At 58.9% G+C, this 18,764-nt stretch carries 16 protein-coding genes; 5 read left to right on the forward strand and 11 right to left on the reverse strand.

What is annotated here, in order from left to right; all coding sequences use genetic code 11:
* Positions 1 to 10: 10 nt before the first annotated feature.
* Both WG936_RS06750 and WG936_RS06755 read right to left on the reverse strand, forming a co-directional pair.
* A complete protein-coding gene (locus WG936_RS06750; RefSeq protein WP_339572457.1) occupies positions 11 to 865 on the reverse strand; it encodes a C40 family peptidase in 855 nt (284 codons plus the stop codon).
* Positions 862 to 1,131 (reverse strand): hypothetical protein, encoded by a 270-nt coding sequence (locus tag WG936_RS06755; protein WP_339572458.1) that lies wholly within the window; start codon positions 1,129 to 1,131, stop codon positions 862 to 864. Before WG936_RS06755 ends, WG936_RS06750 begins: the two co-directional genes overlap by 4 nt.
* Before the next feature lie 72 nt (positions 1,132 to 1,203).
* Between WG936_RS06755 and upp the strand changes: the two genes are divergently transcribed.
* A complete protein-coding gene (gene upp, locus WG936_RS06760) occupies positions 1,204 to 1,839 on the forward strand; it encodes a uracil phosphoribosyltransferase (protein WP_339564634.1) in 636 nt (211 codons plus the stop codon).
* A 16-nt stretch (positions 1,840 to 1,855) separates the two neighbouring features.
* On the opposite strand, the gene WG936_RS06765 is transcribed toward upp, so the two are convergent.
* The gene (locus WG936_RS06765; protein WP_339572459.1) at positions 1,856 to 3,409 is read right to left on the reverse strand and encodes a phospho-sugar mutase; all 1,554 of its coding nucleotides are present in this window, start codon (positions 3,407 to 3,409) and stop codon (positions 1,856 to 1,858) included.
* A gap of 48 nt (positions 3,410 to 3,457) precedes the next feature.
* Between WG936_RS06765 and WG936_RS06770 the strand changes: the two genes are divergently transcribed.
* The gene (locus WG936_RS06770; protein ID WP_339564636.1) at positions 3,458 to 4,651 is read left to right on the forward strand and encodes an amidohydrolase; all 1,194 of its coding nucleotides are present in this window, start codon (positions 3,458 to 3,460) and stop codon (positions 4,649 to 4,651) included.
* A 46-nt stretch (positions 4,652 to 4,697) separates the two neighbouring features.
* On the forward strand, positions 4,698 to 6,074 hold the full coding sequence (locus WG936_RS06775) for an NAD(P)H-quinone dehydrogenase (RefSeq protein WP_445227797.1): 1,377 nt from the start codon (positions 4,698 to 4,700) through the stop codon (positions 6,072 to 6,074).
* Between the two features lie 10 nt (positions 6,075 to 6,084).
* On the opposite strand, the gene WG936_RS06780 is transcribed toward WG936_RS06775, so the two are convergent.
* Positions 6,085 to 6,537 carry a hypothetical protein gene (locus WG936_RS06780; RefSeq protein WP_339564638.1) on the reverse strand — a complete coding sequence of 151 codons (453 nt, stop codon included), beginning with the start codon at positions 6,535 to 6,537 and terminating at the stop codon, positions 6,085 to 6,087.
* 175 nt (positions 6,538 to 6,712) lie between these two features.
* On the opposite strand from WG936_RS06780, the gene WG936_RS06785 reads away from it, so the two are divergent.
* Entirely contained in the window at positions 6,713 to 10,111 is a 3,399-nt protein-coding gene (locus tag WG936_RS06785) for a pyruvate carboxylase (protein ID WP_339572460.1), read from the forward strand.
* A gap of 72 nt (positions 10,112 to 10,183) precedes the next feature.
* Here the strand turns inward: WG936_RS06785 and glpK are convergent, their stop codons facing one another.
* The 5 genes from glpK to WG936_RS06810 form a co-directional block, all read right to left on the reverse strand.
* Positions 10,184 to 11,662, reverse strand: a complete 1,479-nt coding sequence (gene glpK, locus WG936_RS06790; RefSeq protein ID WP_339572461.1) for a glycerol kinase GlpK — start codon at positions 11,660 to 11,662, stop codon at positions 10,184 to 10,186.
* 52 nt (positions 11,663 to 11,714) lie between these two features.
* On the reverse strand, positions 11,715 to 12,080 hold the full coding sequence (locus WG936_RS06795) for a hypothetical protein (RefSeq protein ID WP_445227941.1): 366 nt from the start codon (positions 12,078 to 12,080) through the stop codon (positions 11,715 to 11,717).
* Positions 12,081 to 12,488, reverse strand: coding sequence for a DUF1707 domain-containing protein (locus WG936_RS06800; RefSeq protein ID WP_339564642.1), 408 nt, complete (start codon positions 12,486 to 12,488; stop codon positions 12,081 to 12,083). It lies immediately after the preceding gene.
* Between the two features lie 106 nt (positions 12,489 to 12,594).
* A complete protein-coding gene (locus tag WG936_RS06805) occupies positions 12,595 to 14,376 on the reverse strand; it encodes an acetyl/propionyl/methylcrotonyl-CoA carboxylase subunit alpha (protein WP_339564643.1) in 1,782 nt (593 codons plus the stop codon).
* 217 nt (positions 14,377 to 14,593) lie between these two features.
* Complete coding sequence (locus tag WG936_RS06810; protein WP_339572463.1) at positions 14,594 to 15,451, reverse strand: sulfurtransferase; 858 nt, start codon at positions 15,449 to 15,451, stop codon at positions 14,594 to 14,596.
* 283 nt (positions 15,452 to 15,734) lie between these two features.
* Here WG936_RS06810 and WG936_RS06815 point away from each other — a divergent pair, with 283 nt between their 5' ends.
* A complete protein-coding gene (locus tag WG936_RS06815; RefSeq protein WP_339564645.1) occupies positions 15,735 to 16,796 on the forward strand; it encodes a Cj0069 family protein in 1,062 nt (353 codons plus the stop codon).
* Between the two features lie 403 nt (positions 16,797 to 17,199).
* On the opposite strand, the gene WG936_RS06820 is transcribed toward WG936_RS06815, so the two are convergent.
* Positions 17,200 to 17,643, reverse strand: a complete 444-nt coding sequence (locus WG936_RS06820) for a hypothetical protein (protein ID WP_339572464.1) — start codon at positions 17,641 to 17,643, stop codon at positions 17,200 to 17,202.
* 119 nt (positions 17,644 to 17,762) lie between these two features.
* On the reverse strand, positions 17,763 to 18,731 hold the full coding sequence (locus tag WG936_RS06825; RefSeq protein ID WP_339572465.1) for a lactate/malate family dehydrogenase: 969 nt from the start codon (positions 18,729 to 18,731) through the stop codon (positions 17,763 to 17,765).
* Positions 18,732 to 18,764 lie beyond the last annotated feature (33 nt).

Raw genomic sequence — 18,764 nt, forward strand, 5'->3', positions numbered from 1 at the left:
CTAGCTGCCTTTAGCCTGTTGGCCGGTAATAACCCTTGAATGCCATTCCCATATTTGTTTGGCGCAGCGGATTACGCGAAACAGGGTCACCTGCCTCGATAATGTGGCCTTTGCCGTCGTACATCGCCACGTGACCGTCCCACACCACCAAGTCTCCTGCCTGCAGTTCCTCATGGGCTACTGGCCGTCCCACAGTTTGATCTTCCGCGATCCGGGGGATCTCCACCCCAGCTTGCCGCCAAGCCCACTGGGTGAATCCGGAGCAGTCGAAGCCGCCGTCTGGGGTGGTGCCGCCCCAGACATAAGGCGTGCCGAGCTGGGTCATCGCCGCCTGCACCGCAGACTGGCCCTGTGCGCTGCCAGCAGCTGAGGTCGGCGCGGGCCCAGAAAGCGCCACAGGTACCTCGGGAGGTAGCTCCGGTAACGGTTCGCTAGCGACGCCGTCAAGCTTTGCGACGGCCGGAGCCAGGTCCGCGCGGAGCCTATCGGCGCGGGAGCTTGCCTCCTGAACTGATAACAACGCCAAGGTGCTCAATTCCGCTATCGCGGTTGCCTGCGATCCCGGCACCGGGCTCAACAGCCGCGGGAGAATCCCCAGGGCTTGTCTCAGGAAGTTTTGGCCAATGCCCAGCAGATCACTGGTGGCTAGCGAAATCTCCGGCAGCGCGGCGCCAATGATGCTTTCGAATTGGCCATGGTTTTGCAGCAACGTATCACGTGCTCCCACCAAAGCGTTCGGGTTCGCACCGATCGCAGTGGCCACCTGCAAGGCGGTGTCCAGCTGGGGTAACGTTCCGGCGGCGATTTCCACTGCGGCCGGAAGCAATTTCTCAATGGCTAGCAGCGGGGCAGTGAGGTCTATCATCTGAGCAACTCCAGGTCCCGGGCTAAGGCGGCATCATTTTCTTCTACCTGCGTTAGGACGCGCTCGGAGTTGTCTGCGACACGGTGTAGGTAGTTGCCAAGATGCGTGGCTCGTAGATTGAGCCGCTCGGCCGCTTCGCGGACTGCGACGTGAAAATCTGTGGTGTCTTCGGCGGTGACGGAGGTCGCAGAAACACTGCTTGCTTGGGTGCGAAGGTCAGAAATCAAGAGGCGAGTACGGGCTGGAGAAAAGTTAAAAAGGCTCATACTTAAATAGACTGCTGCACACCCTCAAAAGGTTGCATTAGGTATCAGAAATTTTCATCTAGACTTTCCGGTATGGATATCCGCATCGTCAACCATCCACTTGCAGCTGCCCGGCTCACGATCATGCGCGATGAACGCAGCGATAACGCTGCCTTCCGCGCGGCACTCGCTGATCTTGGTGCCATGCTGATCTATGAGGCATCACGTGACCTTGAGGTCGAGCACTTCGACGTCACTACACCCGTCGCCGTCGCGACGGGCGCCCGACTGCTCGACCCACCAATCATCGTTCCAGTCATCCGCGCAGGCTTGGGGATGATCGACCCAGCGTTGTCTATGATCCCCGATGCGCAAGTCGGTTTCATCGGCCTAGCACGCGACGAGGAAACCCACGAGCCAGTTCCTTACCTGGAAGCCCTGCCAGAGGATCTTTCCGGGCGGACAGTATTCGTGGTTGACCCGATGCTTGCCACCGGTGGCTCTTTGTTGCACGCCATCCGGCTGCTGGCGGATCGTGGCGCCACTGATATCACCTGCGTATGCATGGTGTCGGCCCAAGCGGGCGTTGACGCCTTGGCAAACTCGGGCCTGCCCTGCAAGCTGATCACTGCGACGGTAGATCCGACCCTCAATGAGGACGCCTACATCGTCCCCGGCCTCGGTGATGCCGGTGACCGCCTCTACGGGCCTCGCAACATCCAGATATAGCGCGCAGAAGCGCGGGCTACAGTCGAGTCACTAGCTCGTCTATTTCCGTGCGGAGCAGCTCGAGGAGCTCGGCAGCTCCTTCCGACTCCCAGGGCTGGTGTACCTCGAGATAGAACTTCGCCTTGCTTTCAGTTCCAGAGGTTCGCGCCAGTGCACGCACACCTGGACCTGAAAACAGTACTCCCTGCGAGCACCGTAGGTCCTCAGCGTGCACTGGTACTCCGGCAAGCGTTGTGGGCGGATGCATACGCAGCGCTGCAATCAAGCCTTCGGGGTCCGAGGTGCGTACCGCGATTTGATCGCTGAGGAACATGCCGTACCGCTTGTGCAGTGTTACTAGTTCATCGCCGAGCGTCATGCCTTGTGCTTTGAGCTCAGCGGCCCAAGCACAGGCGTAGAGCGCCGTAGCGATGCCATCTTTGTCTCCGACGAGGTGCGGAGCGGGCGCCGTCCCGATTGCCTCTTCATAAGCGAACGCCAACGTGCCCGGTCGGTCATCTGCAGCGCGCACAAGGTGCTTGAAGCCGGTACAGGTGTCTTGGTAGTCCCAGCCGTAATCTGCAGCAATGTGCTTGAGCAATCTAGAGCTCACCTCAGAAGCGGCGACCACGGGGTGGTCTTCCGCGGCGATGCGAGGCGTGAGCCGCACTGCGAGGAGCGGGCCGAGGTCGTCGCCACGCAGCATGACATGGGTGCCATCTGATTGCCTGTAGCCGATCGCACACCGGTCGGCGTCGGGGTCCAGCGCAATGAGCACGTCAGCATCAACCTGCTGCGCCGTCTCCATGAGCAGGTCGGTAGCCCCTGGTTCTTCTGGGTTTGGAAAATCCACGGTGGGGAACAGTGGATCCGGGTAGTGCTGCGCGGTAACAGGAAAGATCTGCGCGAAGCCGGCAGACAGCAGCGCCTGCGTCATCGCCCGGCCACCAACCCCATGCATCGAAGTGTAGGCAACCTTCAGCGCGGCACGCTCGTTGTTAACGCGAAGCAAATCCGCCTGCGGTGGTGCGATCAGATCCACTTCGTCATCAATGTAGCGCCGGAGCTGGTCCGTGGTGGGACGCACCATGACGCGGGGAACCTGTAAAGGATCCTCGATCGCCCGGATCTCCTCTTCGATCGCGTGCTCAGCATCAGTATCGATTTGTCGCCCGTCGGAGGAATAGACCTTGTAACCGTTATAGCCTGCCGGATTATGGGAAGCGGTGATTTGCACCCCGGCATCCAAGCCACGGTTGCGAATTAGCCATGGCACGAGCTGAGTGGGCGACGGCATCGGCAGCAATGTGACTTCAAAACCAGCACCAGCAAATACCTCGGCGGTGACAGCAGCAAAGTTGGGAGAGCCGTAGCGGGCGTCGTACCCGACCACCACATGCAGGGAATCGTCTTGATTGAAGAGGACGGAGAGGGGATGATCTTTGCGCACTCGGCCCACAGATTTGGACAACCACGCGGCAAGACCGGCGGTCACCCGGGTGACCTGAATGACGTTCATTTGATCTGGTGCTGGACCGATTGGGGCGCGCATACCCGCCGTGCCAAAAACGAGCTCTCGAGGCTGGGACATATCACCAACTTAGTCGCTTTAGCTAAGCTTCGTGGCAGGAGGCAGTAAATGATTTCGATCCGATCTCACATAGACACTTGGTTAGCGGAGAACTCCGCCAGCATCCATGCGTGGCGGCATCACCTGCACCAAAACCCAGAGCTATCCCACATGGAGTATGACACCACAGCCTTCATTGAAAACGTGCTGCGTCAACACGGCCTGCAGCCGAAACCATTCCCGGGCACGGGGCTCATGGTGGACCTGGGGCCGGAGGACGCGCCTCGCTTGGCGTTTCGTGGCGATATCGATGCGCTGCCCATCGAAGAACACACCGGAGTTTCCTTTGCTTCCATGCACCCTGGAGTCATGCACGCCTGCGGGCATGATGTCCACACAACGGTCGCATTGGCCACCGCAGTGGCGCTAGCTACGTATCCACTCAAAACCGGCATCCGGGTCATTTTTCAGCCAGCTGAGGAAGTCATGGACGGCGGCGCGCCACAGGTGATCGCGTGGGGCGGATTGGAAGGCGTCGACCAGATCTTTGCGCTGCACGTGGAGCCCAAATTGCGGGTAGGGCTCATAGGGGCGCGGGCCGGGGCGATTACGTCGGCAGGCGATGTGCTGGAGATCCGCGTGTCAGGCCCGGGAGGACACACCTCCCGGCCGCATATGACGGCGGATGTAGTTTATGCGCTGTCCTCGGTGGTGACGCAGCTCCCGGCGCTGCTCTCGCGCCGGGTAGATCCGCGGACCGGAACCGTTATGGTGTTCGGGACGATTAATGCTGGTTATGCCGCCAACGCGATTCCCGAAACCGGGACGGTTTCCGGCACGATTCGCACCGCGGACATCAAGGTGTGGCGGACGATTGAGCCGCTGATGCGTGAACTCATCGCCCAGATACTGGCACCAACCGGTTGCAACTTCGATATCCGATATATCAAGGGAGTGCCACCGGTGGTCAATGATGATGTCTCCACTGCAATGCTTGTCGACGCCGCACGCACGATCGACCCCATGGCCATAGTAGAAGCTCCGCAATCTTCGGGCGGTGAGGATTTCTCCTGGTATTTGGAACATGTGCCAGGCGCGATGGGCCGGCTCGGTTGTTGGAGTGGGGCCGGCGAGAAGTTTGATCTGCATCGAGCGGACCTCATAGTAGACCCGCGGTGCGTGGAGGTTGGTGTCCGGTTGTTCGGTGCTATAGCACAACGATTCGCCCAAGAAGCCGATAACGAAGAAAGTCGGCTAAGCTAACCGGTGCGAACCTAAATCAAAAGGCTTTGGAGGAAGAACTTAAGTGATCAATCGAATCGTGATCATCGGCGGCGGCCCTGCTGGCTACGAAGCAGCTTTGGCAGGGGCCAAGTACGGAGCTGAAGTCACCTTGGTTGAGGACCAGGGCTTGGGCGGTGCCGCCGTTGTCCTCGACTGTGTGCCTTCAAAGTCGTTCATTGCTGCGACGGGCATCTTCACTGAAATCGATGGTGCTCGTGAACTGATGCATATCGAAGAGATCAACCGTCGTGTGAAGGATCTGGCGCAAGCACAATCTGCCGACATTCTCGCCCAGATGCGTCGCGCAGGTATCCGCGTGATCAACGGCCGTGCTCGCTTCGACGACCACAGCAACAAGCAGGTCACTCACTACATCCATGTGGACAAGAATGATGGAACTACCGAGCTGCTCGAATCCGAACTTGTTCTCATCGCCACCGGTTCCTCGCCTCGCATCCTCAAGGGAGCAGAACCAGACGGCAACCGCATCCTCAACTGGCGTCAAGTATATGACCTGCAAGAAGTGCCAGAGCACCTGATTGTGGTGGGTTCGGGTGTCACCGGCGCCGAATTCGTTTCCGCCTACGCACAATTGGGCGTGAAGGTGACGATGGTTGCTTCGCGCGACCGCATCCTCCCACATGATGATGCTGATGCAGCAGATGTCCTCGAGACTGTGCTCGCAGAAAAGGGTGTGCAGTTGGAAAAGCACGCCCGTGTGGAGAACGTGGAATACGCCGGAGATGACAAGGTAGTAGTCCACACCTCCGACGGCCGTGCCATCGAGGGATCCCATGTACTCATGACTGTCGGCTCAGTTCCGAACACCGCCGATCTCGGGCTGGAAACCGTAGGCGTTGATGTTGCTCCTTCTGGCCACATCAAGGTGGACCGAGTATCGCGCACTTCCGTTGCTGGAATTTACGCAGCCGGTGACTGCACCGATTTGTTCCCTCTCGCCTCCGTCGCCGCCATGCAGGGGCGTATCGCCATGTACCACGCTCTCGGCGAAGGCGTATCACCGATCCGTCTGAAGACGGTGGCCACCGCAGTGTTCACGCGTCCAGAAATCGCTGCGGTGGGCATTACTCAGCAAGAAGTGGCTGACGGTAAGGTCAACGCACGCACAATCATGCTGCCGCTGGCAACAAATGCGCGTTCCAAGATGCGCGGCATTCGGCACGGCTTTGTCAAGCTGTTCTGTCGTCAGGCATCAGGTCAGATCATCGGTGGCGTAGTGGTCGCCCCGATCGCTTCTGAGCTGATCCTTCCGATCGCGGTAGCAGTGAACAATCGTCTCACCGTCGCCGACCTAGCCGGCACTTTCGCCGTGTACCCTTCCTTGTCGGGTTCGATCACGGAGGCAGCACGTCAGCTCGTCACTCACGACGACCTGGACTAGCCTTCGCAGCCTAGCGAGCCTGCAGCCGCCACTGAGTTCCTTCCTTTCGGAAGGTCAACTCGGTGGCGGTTGTGCGTAGCGTGAGGGGATCTGCGAAGCCTTCGCTGCACAGGTCGAGCTCCTCGGTGGCATAACGCTGAGTCTCAACGCTGCGATCTGAGGTAACGCTGACAAAGGAGTTCATCACCTGGTCGTAGCCCTCTTCGGGAACCTTAACTGAGTCTTCTACAACTGCTACTACGTCGTGGGCCGTGACACCGGGGCACACGATGACAAAATGTTGAGCGTCCTTGGTGACGAGCTCCGATGCCGGCAGCGTCAGCACTGGGCCAGGTTCCCCTTGTAACCGGGCGAGCGCATCGTATGGCGCAGGTGGCGAACAGGCTGCCAGCCCAGGCAGCAGCAGGAAAAGTGGCCAACACAAGGACACAGCCACAACTCGTGCAGGGGACGTTGGTCTCATATCACGGACTATATGCGGTTACTGTAGGCCAGTGCCAGCAACTGGTTCACAACCGTTCGCTTTTTAGCCGGGGCGGTAGTTTAACCCGGTGTATTTCTAGCAAGCTGGACGCAGCGCGATCAGAAACATGGAAAAGTTGAGGGAGTTGTCCTAAAAGTCGCATAGGAAGGCGCCAATGTCTCAAGAAGTACAGACACCAACTTTTTCAAAGGTTCTCGTGGCCAACCGTGGCGAAATTGCTGTTCGAGCATTTCGCGCTGCTTATGAGATCGGTGCCGAAACAGTTGCAATCTTTCCCATCGAGGACCGAAACTCATTCCACCGGGCCTTTGCCTCAGAGGCGATCCGAATTGGAACTGAAGGCTCGCCGGTAAAGGCATATCTCAACATTGATGAGATCCTTCGGGCCGCGCAGGAATCCGGTTCTGATGCCATCTATCCTGGCTATGGTTTCCTCTCGGAGAATGCTCAACTTGCGCGGGAGTGTGCGGAACACGGCATCACCTTCATCGGGCCGACCCCGGAAGTACTCGAGCTGACGGGTGATAAATCAGCTGCCGTCTCTGCAGCGCGTGCAGCCGGCCTCCCAACGCTCGATGAGTCGCAAGCAACTGACAACATCGATGAATTAGTGGAATCAGCGGCGGGACAAACCTACCCAATCTTTGTTAAAGCAGTCGCCGGCGGCGGCGGGCGCGGAATGCGCTTCGTCCCAGAATCTGGGCAGCTCCGAGAACTGGCAATTGAGGCTTCGCGGGAGGCGGAGTCCGCTTTCGGTGATGCACGGGTCTACATTGAGCGCGCGGTATTGAACCCACAGCACATCGAGGTCCAGATTCTGGCGGACGCCACTGGAGACGTGATCCACCTCTACGAGCGCGACTGTTCCTTGCAGCGCCGCCATCAGAAAGTAGTAGAGATCGCTCCAGCGCAGTTCCTCGATCCTGAGCTGCGGGAGCGGATTTGTGCGGATGCGGTGAAGTTCTGTCGCCACATTGGCTACCTTGGCGCAGGAACCGTTGAGTTCTTGGTTGATGAAGCCGGAAACCACGTGTTTATTGAGATGAATCCGCGGATCCAGGTTGAGCACACGGTGACCGAAGAGGTGACCCAAGTGGACCTGGTGAAAACTCAGATGCAGATCGCGGCGGGCGTGAAATTGCGTGATCTTGGCCTCACCCAGGACAGCATCACCACTAGAGGCGCAGCGCTGCAGTGTCGCATCACTACCGAAGACCCCAGTAACGGCTTCCGTCCTGACACTGGAACAATTACCGCCTACCGCAGTCCCGGTGGTGCCGGCGTCCGTCTCGACGGTGCGGCCATGCTGGGCGGAGAGATCACGGCGCACTTCGACTCAATGCTGGTCAAGTTGACCTGCCGGGGAGCGGATTTCGCTACTGCCGTGGCCCGTGCACAGCGGGCACTCAACGAGTTTCATATTTCCGGCGTCGCAACCAACATTGGTTTCTTGCGGGCCTTGCTGCGTGAATCAGACTTCACTACCAAGCGGGTGGCTACCTCCTTCATTCAAGAGCACCCGTGGTTGATGTCGGCGCCACCTGCCGACGACGAGGCGGGGCGCATCTTGGACTACCTCGCCGACACTACGGTTAACCGGCCGCACGGGATCCCGAGCGTGATGCCGCGGGCCGTCGATAAGCTGCCCGATCTACCCGAGCGTCGTCCCGGTAGCAAGGATCTTCTCCGCGAGCTTGGCCCGGACGGTTTCGCACGTCAGCTACGACAGCAAACAGCGCTTGCTGTCACCGACACCACCTTCCGCGATGCTCACCAGTCGCTCTTGGCCACGCGCGTTCGATCGAGCGCGTTAGTCGACGCCGCTCGAGCGGTGTCCGCACTGACACCTGAGCTGCTGTCTGTGGAGGCATGGGGTGGTGCTACCTATGACGTGGCATTGCGATTCCTCCATGAGGATCCGTGGGAGCGCTTAGACAGGCTTGCCGAGGCGATGCCGAACGTGCCAATCCAAATGCTGTTGCGCGGGCGTAACACCGTCGGTTACACGCCGTATCCCGACAGCGTCGCGCAGGCGTTTGTGCAGGAGGCTGCGTCCTCTGGCGTGGACATCTTCCGCATTTTCGACGCCCTTAACGATGTCTCTCAGATGCGGCCCGCGATCAATGCTGTGCTGAATACCGGCACCGCTGTGGCAGAGGTGGCGATGGCTTACTCAGGTAACCTGGCCGACCCGAATGAAAAGCTCTACACTCTCGACTACTACCTGCGGCTAGCGGAAGATATCGTCAATTCTGGGGCGCATGTGCTGGCCATCAAGGACATGGCCGGCCTGTTACGTCCGAAGGCAGCTGCCACCCTCGTCGGCGCACTGCGAGAGCGCTTTGACCTGCCCGTGCATGTGCACACACACGATACCGCTGGCGGTCAGCTGGCTACCTATCTTGCAGCTGCGGATGCCGGTGCGGACGCCGTTGACGTCGCTTCGGCGCCGCTGTCTGGCACCACCTCGCAGCCTTCCATGTCCGCACTGGTCGCGGCCTTCGCTGACACTGAACGCGACACCGGGCTTTCCTTGCAGGCCGTCTCTGATATAGAACCCTATTGGGAGGCGGTGCGACAGATTTACGCACCATTCGAATCAGGTACCCCAGGTCCTACCGGGCGGGTGTACCGGCATGAGATTCCGGGTGGTCAGCTCTCCAATCTCCGCGCGCAGGCGGTGGCGCTGGGGCTAGCGGATCGCTTCGAACTCATCGAGGATGCTTACGCAGGCGTGAATGAGCTCCTCGGCCGACCTACAAAGGTCACCCCGTCCTCCAAGGTTGTCGGCGACCTGGCGCTATACCTCGTGGGTGCGGGTGTGACGCCGGCTGAATTCGCTGCGGATCCACAAAAGTACGATATTCCTGACTCCGTTATTGCATTCCTCCGCGGTGAACTTGGCACTCCTCCCGGGGGATGGCCGGAGCCACTGCGAACCCGTGCTTTGGCGGGACGTAGCGAGGCGAATCGCGTAGTTGACGTGCCAGAATCCGCGGCCGCCGCGTTGTCTGGCGATTCTGTCACTCGCCGCGCTGCGCTGGATCGACTGCTGTTCCCGAAGCCTGCGGAGGAGTTCGCAGAGCACCGTCGCTTGTTCGGCAACACCGCGATCCTCGGCGACCGAGAGTTTATCTATGGACTCGTCGCTGGCGAGGAAACGACGATCAGGCTGGCTGACAACCGGGTGCTCCTCGTGCGCCTCGACGCGATCTCCGAGCCAGATGAGAAGGGCATGCGCAAGGTCATGCTGACGGTGAACGGACAGGTTCGCCCGATGGAGGTGCGCGATAGAAACGTGGAGTCCGTGGTCAAGGCCGCTGAAAAGGCTGATCCAGGCAACCCAGGTCATATCGCAGCGCCTTTCGCGGGCACAGTGACCGTCACGGTTGCTGAGGGCGAGGAAGTCAAGGCCGGTGATGCGGTGGCTGTGATCGAGGCGATGAAGCTTGAAGCCACCATCTCCGCGCCTATCGACGGCACCGTAGAGCGCATCGCCTTGATGCAGCCCACCAAGGTAGAAAGCGGTGACTTGTTGCTCGTAGTGAGCTAACTGCTGGTACCTGCTATTTCGTGGCGTAAGGCAGCCCAAAGTCCCAGCGCAGGCGGTATAAACCTGCCAGAGTTATGCAAAGCTCTTGGTGACTGCTGTCTGCCAGCCGTCGAAAAGCGCGGGGTCGCAGGGCTGCGGTTGGTAGGTGCGTTTCTCGGCCCACAGCGCGCGGATCTCATTCAGGGATTTGTATACGCCCACCGCAAGGCCGGCTGCGTAGGCGGCGCCGAGAGCAGTGGTTTCTGTGACTGCCGGGATGGTCACAGGGACCCCGAGCTGATCAGCTTGGAACTGCATCAGCAGTGAGTTTCCCACCATTCCGCCGTCGGCTTTCAACGCTGAAATCTCGAGGCCGGTGTCTTGGTTCATCGCTTCGACTACCTCCCGGGTTTGATAGGCCACTGCTTCTAGCGCCGCGCGGGCGAAGTGGGCTTTGGTGTGAAAGCGGGTCAACCCGGTGATCACACCGCGGGCGTCAGCGCGCCAGTGCGGGGCGAGGAGGCCGGAAAATGCCGGGACTATGTAGCAGCCGCCGTTGTCAGGTACGGAGGCAGCAAGCTTTTCGACGTCCGCAGCCTGCACAATCAGCCCCAAGTTGTCCCGCAGCCACTGGATCAATGAACCGGTGACTGCAATGGAGCCCTCGAGGGCGTACACAGTGGGTTGTGACCCAAGTTTGTAACACACAGTGGAAATCAGCCCATGCTGGGAGCGCTGGATTTCGGTACCGGTGTTCAGCAACAAAAAGTTGCCGGTGCCGTAGGTGTTTTTGACCTCTCCGGGCTCGAGGCAGGCTTGGCCGAAGGTTGCCGCTTGCTGGTCTCCGAGTACACCTGCGATCGGCACTCCGCTGAACTCGCCCACACGATGGATTTTCCCGATGACCTCAGAATTCGAGACGATGCGGGGGAGGATTGCTGGCGGGATCCCCAGCGCCTCGCATAGCGCGGGATCCCATTGGCCGGTGCTCAGATCCATGAGCATGGTGCGGGAGGCGTTGGTGATATCCGTGACGTGATCGCCCTTTGTCAGGTTCCAAATCAACCACGATTCGATGGTTCCAAATAGTAGATCGCCGTTTTCAGCTCGCTCCCGAGCACCTGGTACATGCGCCAAGATCCATGCGATTTTGGGGCCGGAGAAGTAGGTGGACACCGGCAGGCCGGTTCTTTCGAATAGCGCAGGATCGAGATCCTGACAAAAGCTGTCGGTGCGGGTGTCTTGCCACACGATCGCGTTGTACACCGGCTTCCCTGAGTGCCGATCCCACACAACAGTAGTTTCGCGCTGGTTGGTGATACCGACAGCCGCAATGTCCTCACCCGAGCACTCGGCCTTGGCTAGTACATCTGCCATCACGCGCCGGGTATTCGCCCAGATTTCCATTGGGTCGTGCTCCACCCAGCCTGGCCTCGGAAAAATCTGGCGGTGTTCGAGCTGGGAGGTTGCGAGGGCGCGGCCATGGTCGTCGAAAAGCATGCAGCGCGTAGACGTTGTGCCTTGGTCGATGGCGGCGATGATCTTGCGGCGATTGCGGAAACGGGGAGCCATGAGACCAGCCTAATCGCTTCCGGGGTGAGCTTTTCCAGCAAGTGCAGGTTGGCTAGCGTGCTTGCTCTGCCTGATACAGCGGCAGGAAACCGTCGATCCAGCGCTGAATGGCTGCGCGGCCTTCCGCGACACCGTCTCGTGTCTTCTTCGGTGGCAACATCGGATCATTCGGCAGATCGCGTTCCGGATCATCTACCGGAGCTACTTCGAGGTTGCCATCGTGGTAGCGCGCGATAGCCACGGCATTGACGTTGGTTTGTTCACACACCGCCCAGGAATAGGCCGTATCATTGAGCCACTCTTGCTGCGCCGCGCTAATCGACCCCACCGAAGTCATCGCCTGCTCCAGCGCTATCGCGTCATCATCGCGCAAGGGGCGCGCGTAGAAGCGGCCACCGTTGACATCCATGGGCTCCATCTATTTTCCGATCTGCGTGTAGGTGGTTTTGGTTCGATACAAAGAGTCCGGCCCCACTTTCAGGACGAAGAGTAAGACAACGAGCACCGGTATCAGCAGTGCAACGAAAGTGGCGAGTTCTGGGGCTATGAGGAGAGCAAATGGGATGAGGCAAGCGTCGAGCGCAATGATTCCGATCCGACGCTGCAATCCGGAGGTGCGTTCGGTCTTGACTACCAGATCTTCGGGGATGTCGTGGACGAGGGTCTCAATATCGCCCTTAGTTCGAGCGCTCGCGGCTCGGGCGGCGCGCTGGTCGAACTCTGCGAGGCTCAGGTGGCCCGATTCCGTGGCACTCTTGAGCTTTTCAAGCGCGTACTCGCGCTCGAAATCGCCGATCAAATAGTGTTGCCGTTCTATGTCCTGCATGTTCATCATTATGCCCGTTTGATTGCCACTTTTGGGTAAACACTGACGGCCCGAGCACTCCGTGGGGAGCATTCGGGCCGTCGGCGTGTGGTTCTGCGTTAGCGGATTACTTGATTTCCATCAGGACGGCACCCTTGGTGACGCCTTCACCCGCTGCTGTTGCGATGCCGCTGACAACACCAGACTTGTGAGCCTTGACTGGGTTCTCCATCTTCATGGCCTCGAGAACGATTACGGTGTCGCCTTCGGCTACCTCCTGGCCCTCTTCCACGTTGACCTTGATCACGGTTCCCTGCATCGGAGCGGAAACTGCATCGCCGGAGACGGCTGCCTTAGCGCCACCTGCGCGGCGCTTCTTTGCCTTCTTCTTGGCGCCGCCAGCTGCGCCACCGCCGATAGCGAGATCGCCGGGGAGCGCGATTTCCACGCGACGGCCATCAATCTCCACGACAACCTTCTGAGAAGGAGTTGCTTCTTCGGCTTCTTCTACCTCGGCAGGATCAACGTAGGCAGGGATTGGGTTGTCCCACTCCTCTTCGATCCACTTGGTGTAGACATCAAACTTCTCGCCGTCACCAACAAATGCCGGGTTCTCCACGATGTGGCGGTGGAATGGGAGCACGGTAGGCATGCCTTCGACTACGTACTCGTTGAGAGCGCGGGATGCGCGCTGCAGTGCTTCGTCACGAGTCTCGCCAAAGACGATGAGCTTGGCGAGCATGGAGTCAAACTGGCCACCGATGACGGTGCCTTCCACGATGCCAGCGTCCATACGGACACCAGGGCCGGAAGGCTCAACGTACTTGGTGACCTTGCCTGGAGCAGGCATGAAGTTGTTGCCGGCATCTTCACCATTGATGCGGAACTCGAAGGCGTGGCCACGTGGGGTTGGATCTTCCTTGATATGGAGTTCCTTGCCCTCGGCGATGCGGAACTGCTCGCGTACCAGGTCGATGCCAGTGGTGACTTCGGTGACAGGGTGTTCCACCTGGAGGCGGGTGTTGACCTCGAGGAAGGAGATCAGTCCATCGGAACCAACGAGGTATTCGACGGTGCCAGCACCGTAGTAGCCAGCTTCCTTACAAATGGCCTTGGCAGACTCGTGCAGGCGGGTGCGCTGGTCTTCGGTGAGGAATGGGGCCGGAGCCTCCTCAACCAGCTTCTGGAAGCGACGCTGGAGGGAACAGTCGCGGGTGCCGGCGACAACAACGTTGCCGTGTTGGTCAGCAATGACCTGACATTCTACGTGGCGCGCCTTGTCCAGGTAACGCTCCACAAAGCACTCGCCACGGCCGAAAGCTGCAACGGCTTCGCGGGTAGCGGACTCGTAGAGGTCGGCTACTTCTTCCATCTTGTAGGCAACCTTCATGCCGCGGCCGCCGCCACCGAATGCTGCCTTAATGGCGATAGGGAGACCGTATTCTTCGGCGAAAGCAACGACCTCGGAGGCATCCTTCACTGGCTCTTTGGTGCCAGGGGCCATTGGGGCCTCTGCCTTAAGGGCGATGTGGCGGGCGGTAACCTTGTCGCCCAATTCGCGGATGGACTGCGGGGAAGGGCCGATCCAGATCAGGCCAGCGTTGATGACGGCTTCCGCGAAGTCGCCGTTTTCAGAAAGGAAGCCATAACCAGGGTGGATAGCGTCCGCGCCGGACTTCTTTGCAGCGTCGAGGATCTTATCGAAGACGAGGTAAGACTCGGCAGAATTCTGGCCACCCAGCGCGAAAGCCTCGTCGGCCATCGATACGAAAGGTGCATCCGCGTCTGGGTCGGCGTAAACAGCGACGCTCTTGATGCCGGCATCGCGTGCTGCGCGAATAACGCGAATTGCAATCTCACCACGGTTTGCAATCAGCACCTTGGTGATCTTCTTGGTCTCGACGGTCACGTCTAACCCCTCCTGGAAGTTTCTATGCGCTAGTTGAGTGAACTATTCACGCTTGTTACTAAGTTGTGCCACGTCCCACAGCTGGCTGGGGGTGCAGTGCGTGACACTTATTGTTACACAAGATGTCGCAAGTTCGAATGGAATCGAGTGAAGGAATGTGGCATTGCACCCCCAAGCGGGAGTAAAAAAATTGCCTGAACAATGTTCAAGGAGTAGGTCAGGAATCCTTATTGATTGGCATACGTACCATGTTGCCCCACTCGACCCATGCGCCGTCGTAATTCAGCACGTCTGCAAACCCGAGCAAGTTTTTCAGCACGAACCAACTGTGAGCGGAACGCTCGCCTTCGTGGCAATACACGATGGTGTGAGACTGCGGATCCAATCCTGCGTAGATCTGTTCCAGCTCCTCCCGTGACCGGAAGTAGTTATTGGCCATGACGCTTGACTCGCAGGCGACATTCTTGGCACCAGGAATATGACCGCGACGAATCGTCGGCTGGCTTTGTTGAGTTTCCGCGCCCTGGTATTCCTCGGAGCTGCGGACGTCGACAAGCGTTCCGGTGTCAATGACGGCGCGCACATCATTGACAAAAGCGCGCAGATGATCTTCTTTTAAGGTGGGGGCGGGGTAGCCCGCTGCTGGATACTCCGGGACATCGTAGGAAGTATCGCGTTCCTCTGCCATCCACGCGTCGCGGCCGCCGTCGAGTAGGCGGACATCTTTATGGCCAAACAGCTCGAACACCCACAAGGTATAAGCGGCCCACCAATTGCGCTTATCTCCGTAGATCACCACGGTGTCATCCGGAGCGATTCCTTTCTCATCCATTAGAGCTGCAAATCGTTCAGGTGAAATGAAGTCGCGGGTGAGGGGATCGTTGAGGTCGCGGTGCCAGTCGATCTGGATAGCGGTAGGGATGTGACCGATGCTGTACAACAGGGAGTCTTCATCAGACTCGACCACCTTTAGTCCCTTCGAACCAAGTTGGGCAGAGAGCCATTGTGGGGATACGAGGCGCTCAGGGTGGGCGAAAGCCTTGAACTTGGGGTTCGGGTCTAGGGGTACGGCCATGGGTCGGCAGCCTTTCCATAATCTATGAGCAGTGGTTAGCCACCACCTTAGCGGGAATCGCTGCCGGACAGTCACAGCTCAAGAAGGGGTGTGCTCCGTCTAACATTTTGAAGGTGGGGGTATTCGGTGGGGCGGTCAGCTTTGGGATGCCAGGCCACAACCTGTGGTTTTGCGCACCAAATATTCATTGGCCCTGCAAGCAAGGTGCCGCAAAGATAAGGTTTTTCTTAAGCAGGGCGCGAATCCACGAGCCTTGTGCACACAGAGCTACCAAGGAGAGCGCATGAAAAAGGCAATCGTCGTATTCGAAGTCGAGGGTGGCAGCGACAAGCAAATTAACGGTCACCGTAAGGACACCCTGCCCATCGTCGATGCCATTAAGGCAGCGGGCTGGAATTCCGAGGTTGTCTTCTACCGTCCGGAGTGGTCGGAGAAGCTCTTCGAGTACGTGTCCGAGAATTTTGACGCTTACATTTCCCGTGTGAACCCAGGCAATATTCCTGGTGGTGAAAAAGGCTACTTCGATCTGCTCACCAAGCTCTCCAACGAAGCAGGCCTCGTGGGCATGTCTACTCCAGAGGAAATGATGGCCTATGGAGCGAAGGATGCGCTGGTAAAACTCAACGACACCGATTTGGTTCCAGCGGACACCGCAGCCTATTACGATGTCGAGACCTTCCACAACACCTTCCCAACCTCTATCTCCTACGGTGAACGCGTACTCAAGCAGAACCGCGGCTCTACTGGCGAAGGTATCTGGCGCGTCCAGCTTGAGGACAAGGAGCTGGCAGCTTCCGTGGCTCCAGGCACCGCCTTGCCACTGGATACTGTGCTGCGCTGCACGGAGGCCGTAGATAACCACACCGAGCTCAAGCCGCTCGGCGAATTCATGGATTTCTGCGACCAGTACATCATCGGTGAAAACGGCATGCTTGTGGACATGCGATTCATGCCACGCATCGTTGAAGGTGAGATCCGTATCCTGCTAGTTGGCCCGCATCCCGTATTCGTGGTGCACAAGAAGCCAGCTGCGGGCGGTGACAACTTCTCCGCGACGCTGTTCTCCGGAGCAAAGTACACCTACGACAAGCCAGAGGCATGGCAGGAGCTCATCGACCTGTTCGCTGCAGCTCGCCCAGTTATCGCTGAAAAGCTCGGTGGTGACAACATTCCGCTGATTTGGACCGCTGACTTCATGCTTGCCGACGGCGAGAACGGCGAAGACACTTACGTTCTCGGTGAGATTAACTGCTCTTGTGTTGGCTTTACTTCGGAACTCGACATGGGAATCCAGGAAATGGTGGCTAAGGAAGCCATCTCCCGCGTGGAGAAGAAGTCTGTCTAGACTTCTTAGCGCAGTGATCGCCCAGCCATCTGGAGGCTGGGCGATCACTTTTTCTCTGTCAGTACTCAGCGGCGGCTAAGCTCGCTCCTGCCCCGGATCCGGAAGAATTCCACGATAAGCAGTACTGTGCCGAAGATCCCGAGGACCAGAAATACTGGAAAGGGCCAGTACGTTACCAGTGCGTTGAAGCTCCGACCCCTGATCGCCACTGCGGTGATCGCGACGATCGCCCAGGCTAGCAGTAGCGTGCTTCCTTGAAATACTCGTCGCTTGTGGGAATCGCTTAACAAAACGGCGCTGCACCCCTCGTAGTTCGCCGACCTGAGCCGGAAGCGTTTCTAAGGTCTCTAGATATGCTGATAACACTCCCAACGAAGCGTTGTCAGCGGCAATTCTAGGCGGGTTACTGCGCAGGAGCTTCTTCAGTCATCGGCAAGGTGAAGCCGTTGTCGTCGATGTTGCAGACGGTGCCCTGCTCAGCGGTGACCATGCAACGTCCAGCGCCAACGGTTAGCTCCTGGCCAGGATTAAGCAGTGCTGGCTGCTCCCCGGTCATGGTGTTGAAAGGCAGTGGCGGATTCTCTTCGTAGAAGGCCGGCTCGCCAGTGATAACCCCGACGATTGCTTCGGGAGTCTCTCCAGTGCGGCAGACCACGTATTGTGCCCCCTCAGGGCCCATGTCCTCAGAAATGCGGCAGTATTCGCTCTCCGGGGTGGAAAACTCTGCGCCGTTGTCGCCCCAGCTGCTCTTGAAGAGCTCTGGGTTAACTTCTTCAGCTTGAGCCATCGGAGTGAGCACGAGGCTCAGGCCGATGCCGAGGATGATGGGGGTGTGTCGGATGCGCATCAAAGAATCCTGCCAATCGCATAGAAAAGAACTACTGTCACTGAGAACTTTAGACTATGGCTATTTGAAAAATAAGTCCAGTAAATTTCGATTAGATAACAATGCTCAATTTTTCGGTGCTAGTGCAGGCCGGTTGAGCCCATCGCCTGCTGGATTGCGGCTACTGAGCGCTCTAGAGCGAGAGCTTCCCAAGCATTGAGAGAAACCGGAATGCGCCGTTCGGCTCCCCCTGCACCAATCACGGTGGGTAGCGATAGCGCGACGTCTCCAGAATGGCCGTACTCGCCACGCAAGGTTGTGCAGGCTGGGTAAATAGCTTTCTCATCCAATAGCACCGCGCGCGCCATCGCAACCGCCGATTGGGCGACGCCCGCGTTGGTCCAGCCCTTTGATCGGAACACATCATAGGCGGCATCTACTACGGCTTGCGCTAGCTCCGCCGGGTCCAGGGTTACCCCGAACTGTGCCGGCAGTTCGGCGGTGGGGATCCCCGCGACAGACAGGTGGCTGAGAACTGGGAAGGCGGACATGCCGTGCTCGCCCATCATGTAGCCGGTCACGGAGGTGGGGGAGACCCCCACCCGGTCGGCGACGATGCGCCGCAGTCGGGCGGAATCGAGCATGGTCCCGGTGCCGAAGATTTTACCGGCGGGGTAGCCGAACTCGTTCTCGGCGATGTACACCATGGTGTCCAGCGGGTTGGTGATCAGAATGATAACCGCCTCGCGTGTGTGTGCGGTGATGCCGGCCATGACCTCGCGGATCACTTGCGCGTTGTGTGGGGCCAGTGCGGCGCGGTCCGGCTTGGCGTCGGGGTGCTCGGGGTCCACCAGCATGGAGGGGCCGGCGGCGCAGACGATGACGTCTGCATCGGCGCAGTCTTCGTAGCCGCCGGAGCGCACGCTTGCCGACGCAATTGTGTGCAATCCCGTGGCCTGGTGCTGGTCGAGGGCTTCACCATGCGCAACAGTCTGGTCGCAATCGATGGTGACGATCTCCCCGAAAAGATTGAGCTTCATGGCGTCGGCAAGCACGTAGGATCCCACGTGGCCGACTCCGACGATGACAAGTTTGTGTGTGCTGACCATGTGTAGATCCTTTCTGCGCCTGTGTAGTCCACG

Source organism: Corynebacterium sp. H127 (assembly GCF_037482665.1).
GTDB lineage: Bacteria > Actinomycetota > Actinomycetes > Mycobacteriales > Mycobacteriaceae > Corynebacterium.

Excerpts from the sequence above, each read along its gene's own strand:
- WG936_RS06800 (WP_339564642.1), bottom strand. The coding sequence starts at position 12,488 with ATGCAGGACATAGAACGGCAACACTATTTGATCGGCGATTTCGAGCGC.
- WG936_RS06770 (WP_339564636.1), top strand. The coding sequence starts at position 3,458 with ATGATTTCGATCCGATCTCACATAGACACTTGGTTAGCGGAGAACTCC.
- glpK (WP_339572461.1), bottom strand. The coding sequence starts at position 11,662 with ATGGCTCCCCGTTTCCGCAATCGCCGCAAGATCATCGCCGCCATCGAC.
- WG936_RS06795 (WP_445227941.1), bottom strand. The coding sequence starts at position 12,080 with ATGGAGCCCATGGATGTCAACGGTGGCCGCTTCTACGCGCGCCCCTTG.
- WG936_RS06825 (WP_339572465.1), bottom strand. The coding sequence starts at position 18,731 with ATGGTCAGCACACACAAACTTGTCATCGTCGGAGTCGGCCACGTGGGA.
- WG936_RS06815 (WP_339564645.1), top strand. The coding sequence starts at position 15,735 with ATGAAAAAGGCAATCGTCGTATTCGAAGTCGAGGGTGGCAGCGACAAG.
- upp (WP_339564634.1), top strand. The coding sequence starts at position 1,204 with ATGGATATCCGCATCGTCAACCATCCACTTGCAGCTGCCCGGCTCACG.
- WG936_RS06750 (WP_339572457.1), bottom strand. The coding sequence starts at position 865 with ATGATAGACCTCACTGCCCCGCTGCTAGCCATTGAGAAATTGCTTCCG.
- WG936_RS06780 (WP_339564638.1), bottom strand. The coding sequence starts at position 6,537 with ATGAGACCAACGTCCCCTGCACGAGTTGTGGCTGTGTCCTTGTGTTGG.
- WG936_RS06810 (WP_339572463.1), bottom strand. The coding sequence starts at position 15,451 with ATGGCCGTACCCCTAGACCCGAACCCCAAGTTCAAGGCTTTCGCCCAC.
- WG936_RS06785 (WP_339572460.1), top strand. The coding sequence starts at position 6,713 with ATGTCTCAAGAAGTACAGACACCAACTTTTTCAAAGGTTCTCGTGGCC.
- WG936_RS06755 (WP_339572458.1), bottom strand. The coding sequence starts at position 1,131 with ATGAGCCTTTTTAACTTTTCTCCAGCCCGTACTCGCCTCTTGATTTCT.
- WG936_RS06765 (WP_339572459.1), bottom strand. The coding sequence starts at position 3,409 with ATGTCCCAGCCTCGAGAGCTCGTTTTTGGCACGGCGGGTATGCGCGCC.
- WG936_RS06820 (WP_339572464.1), bottom strand. The coding sequence starts at position 17,643 with ATGCGCATCCGACACACCCCCATCATCCTCGGCATCGGCCTGAGCCTC.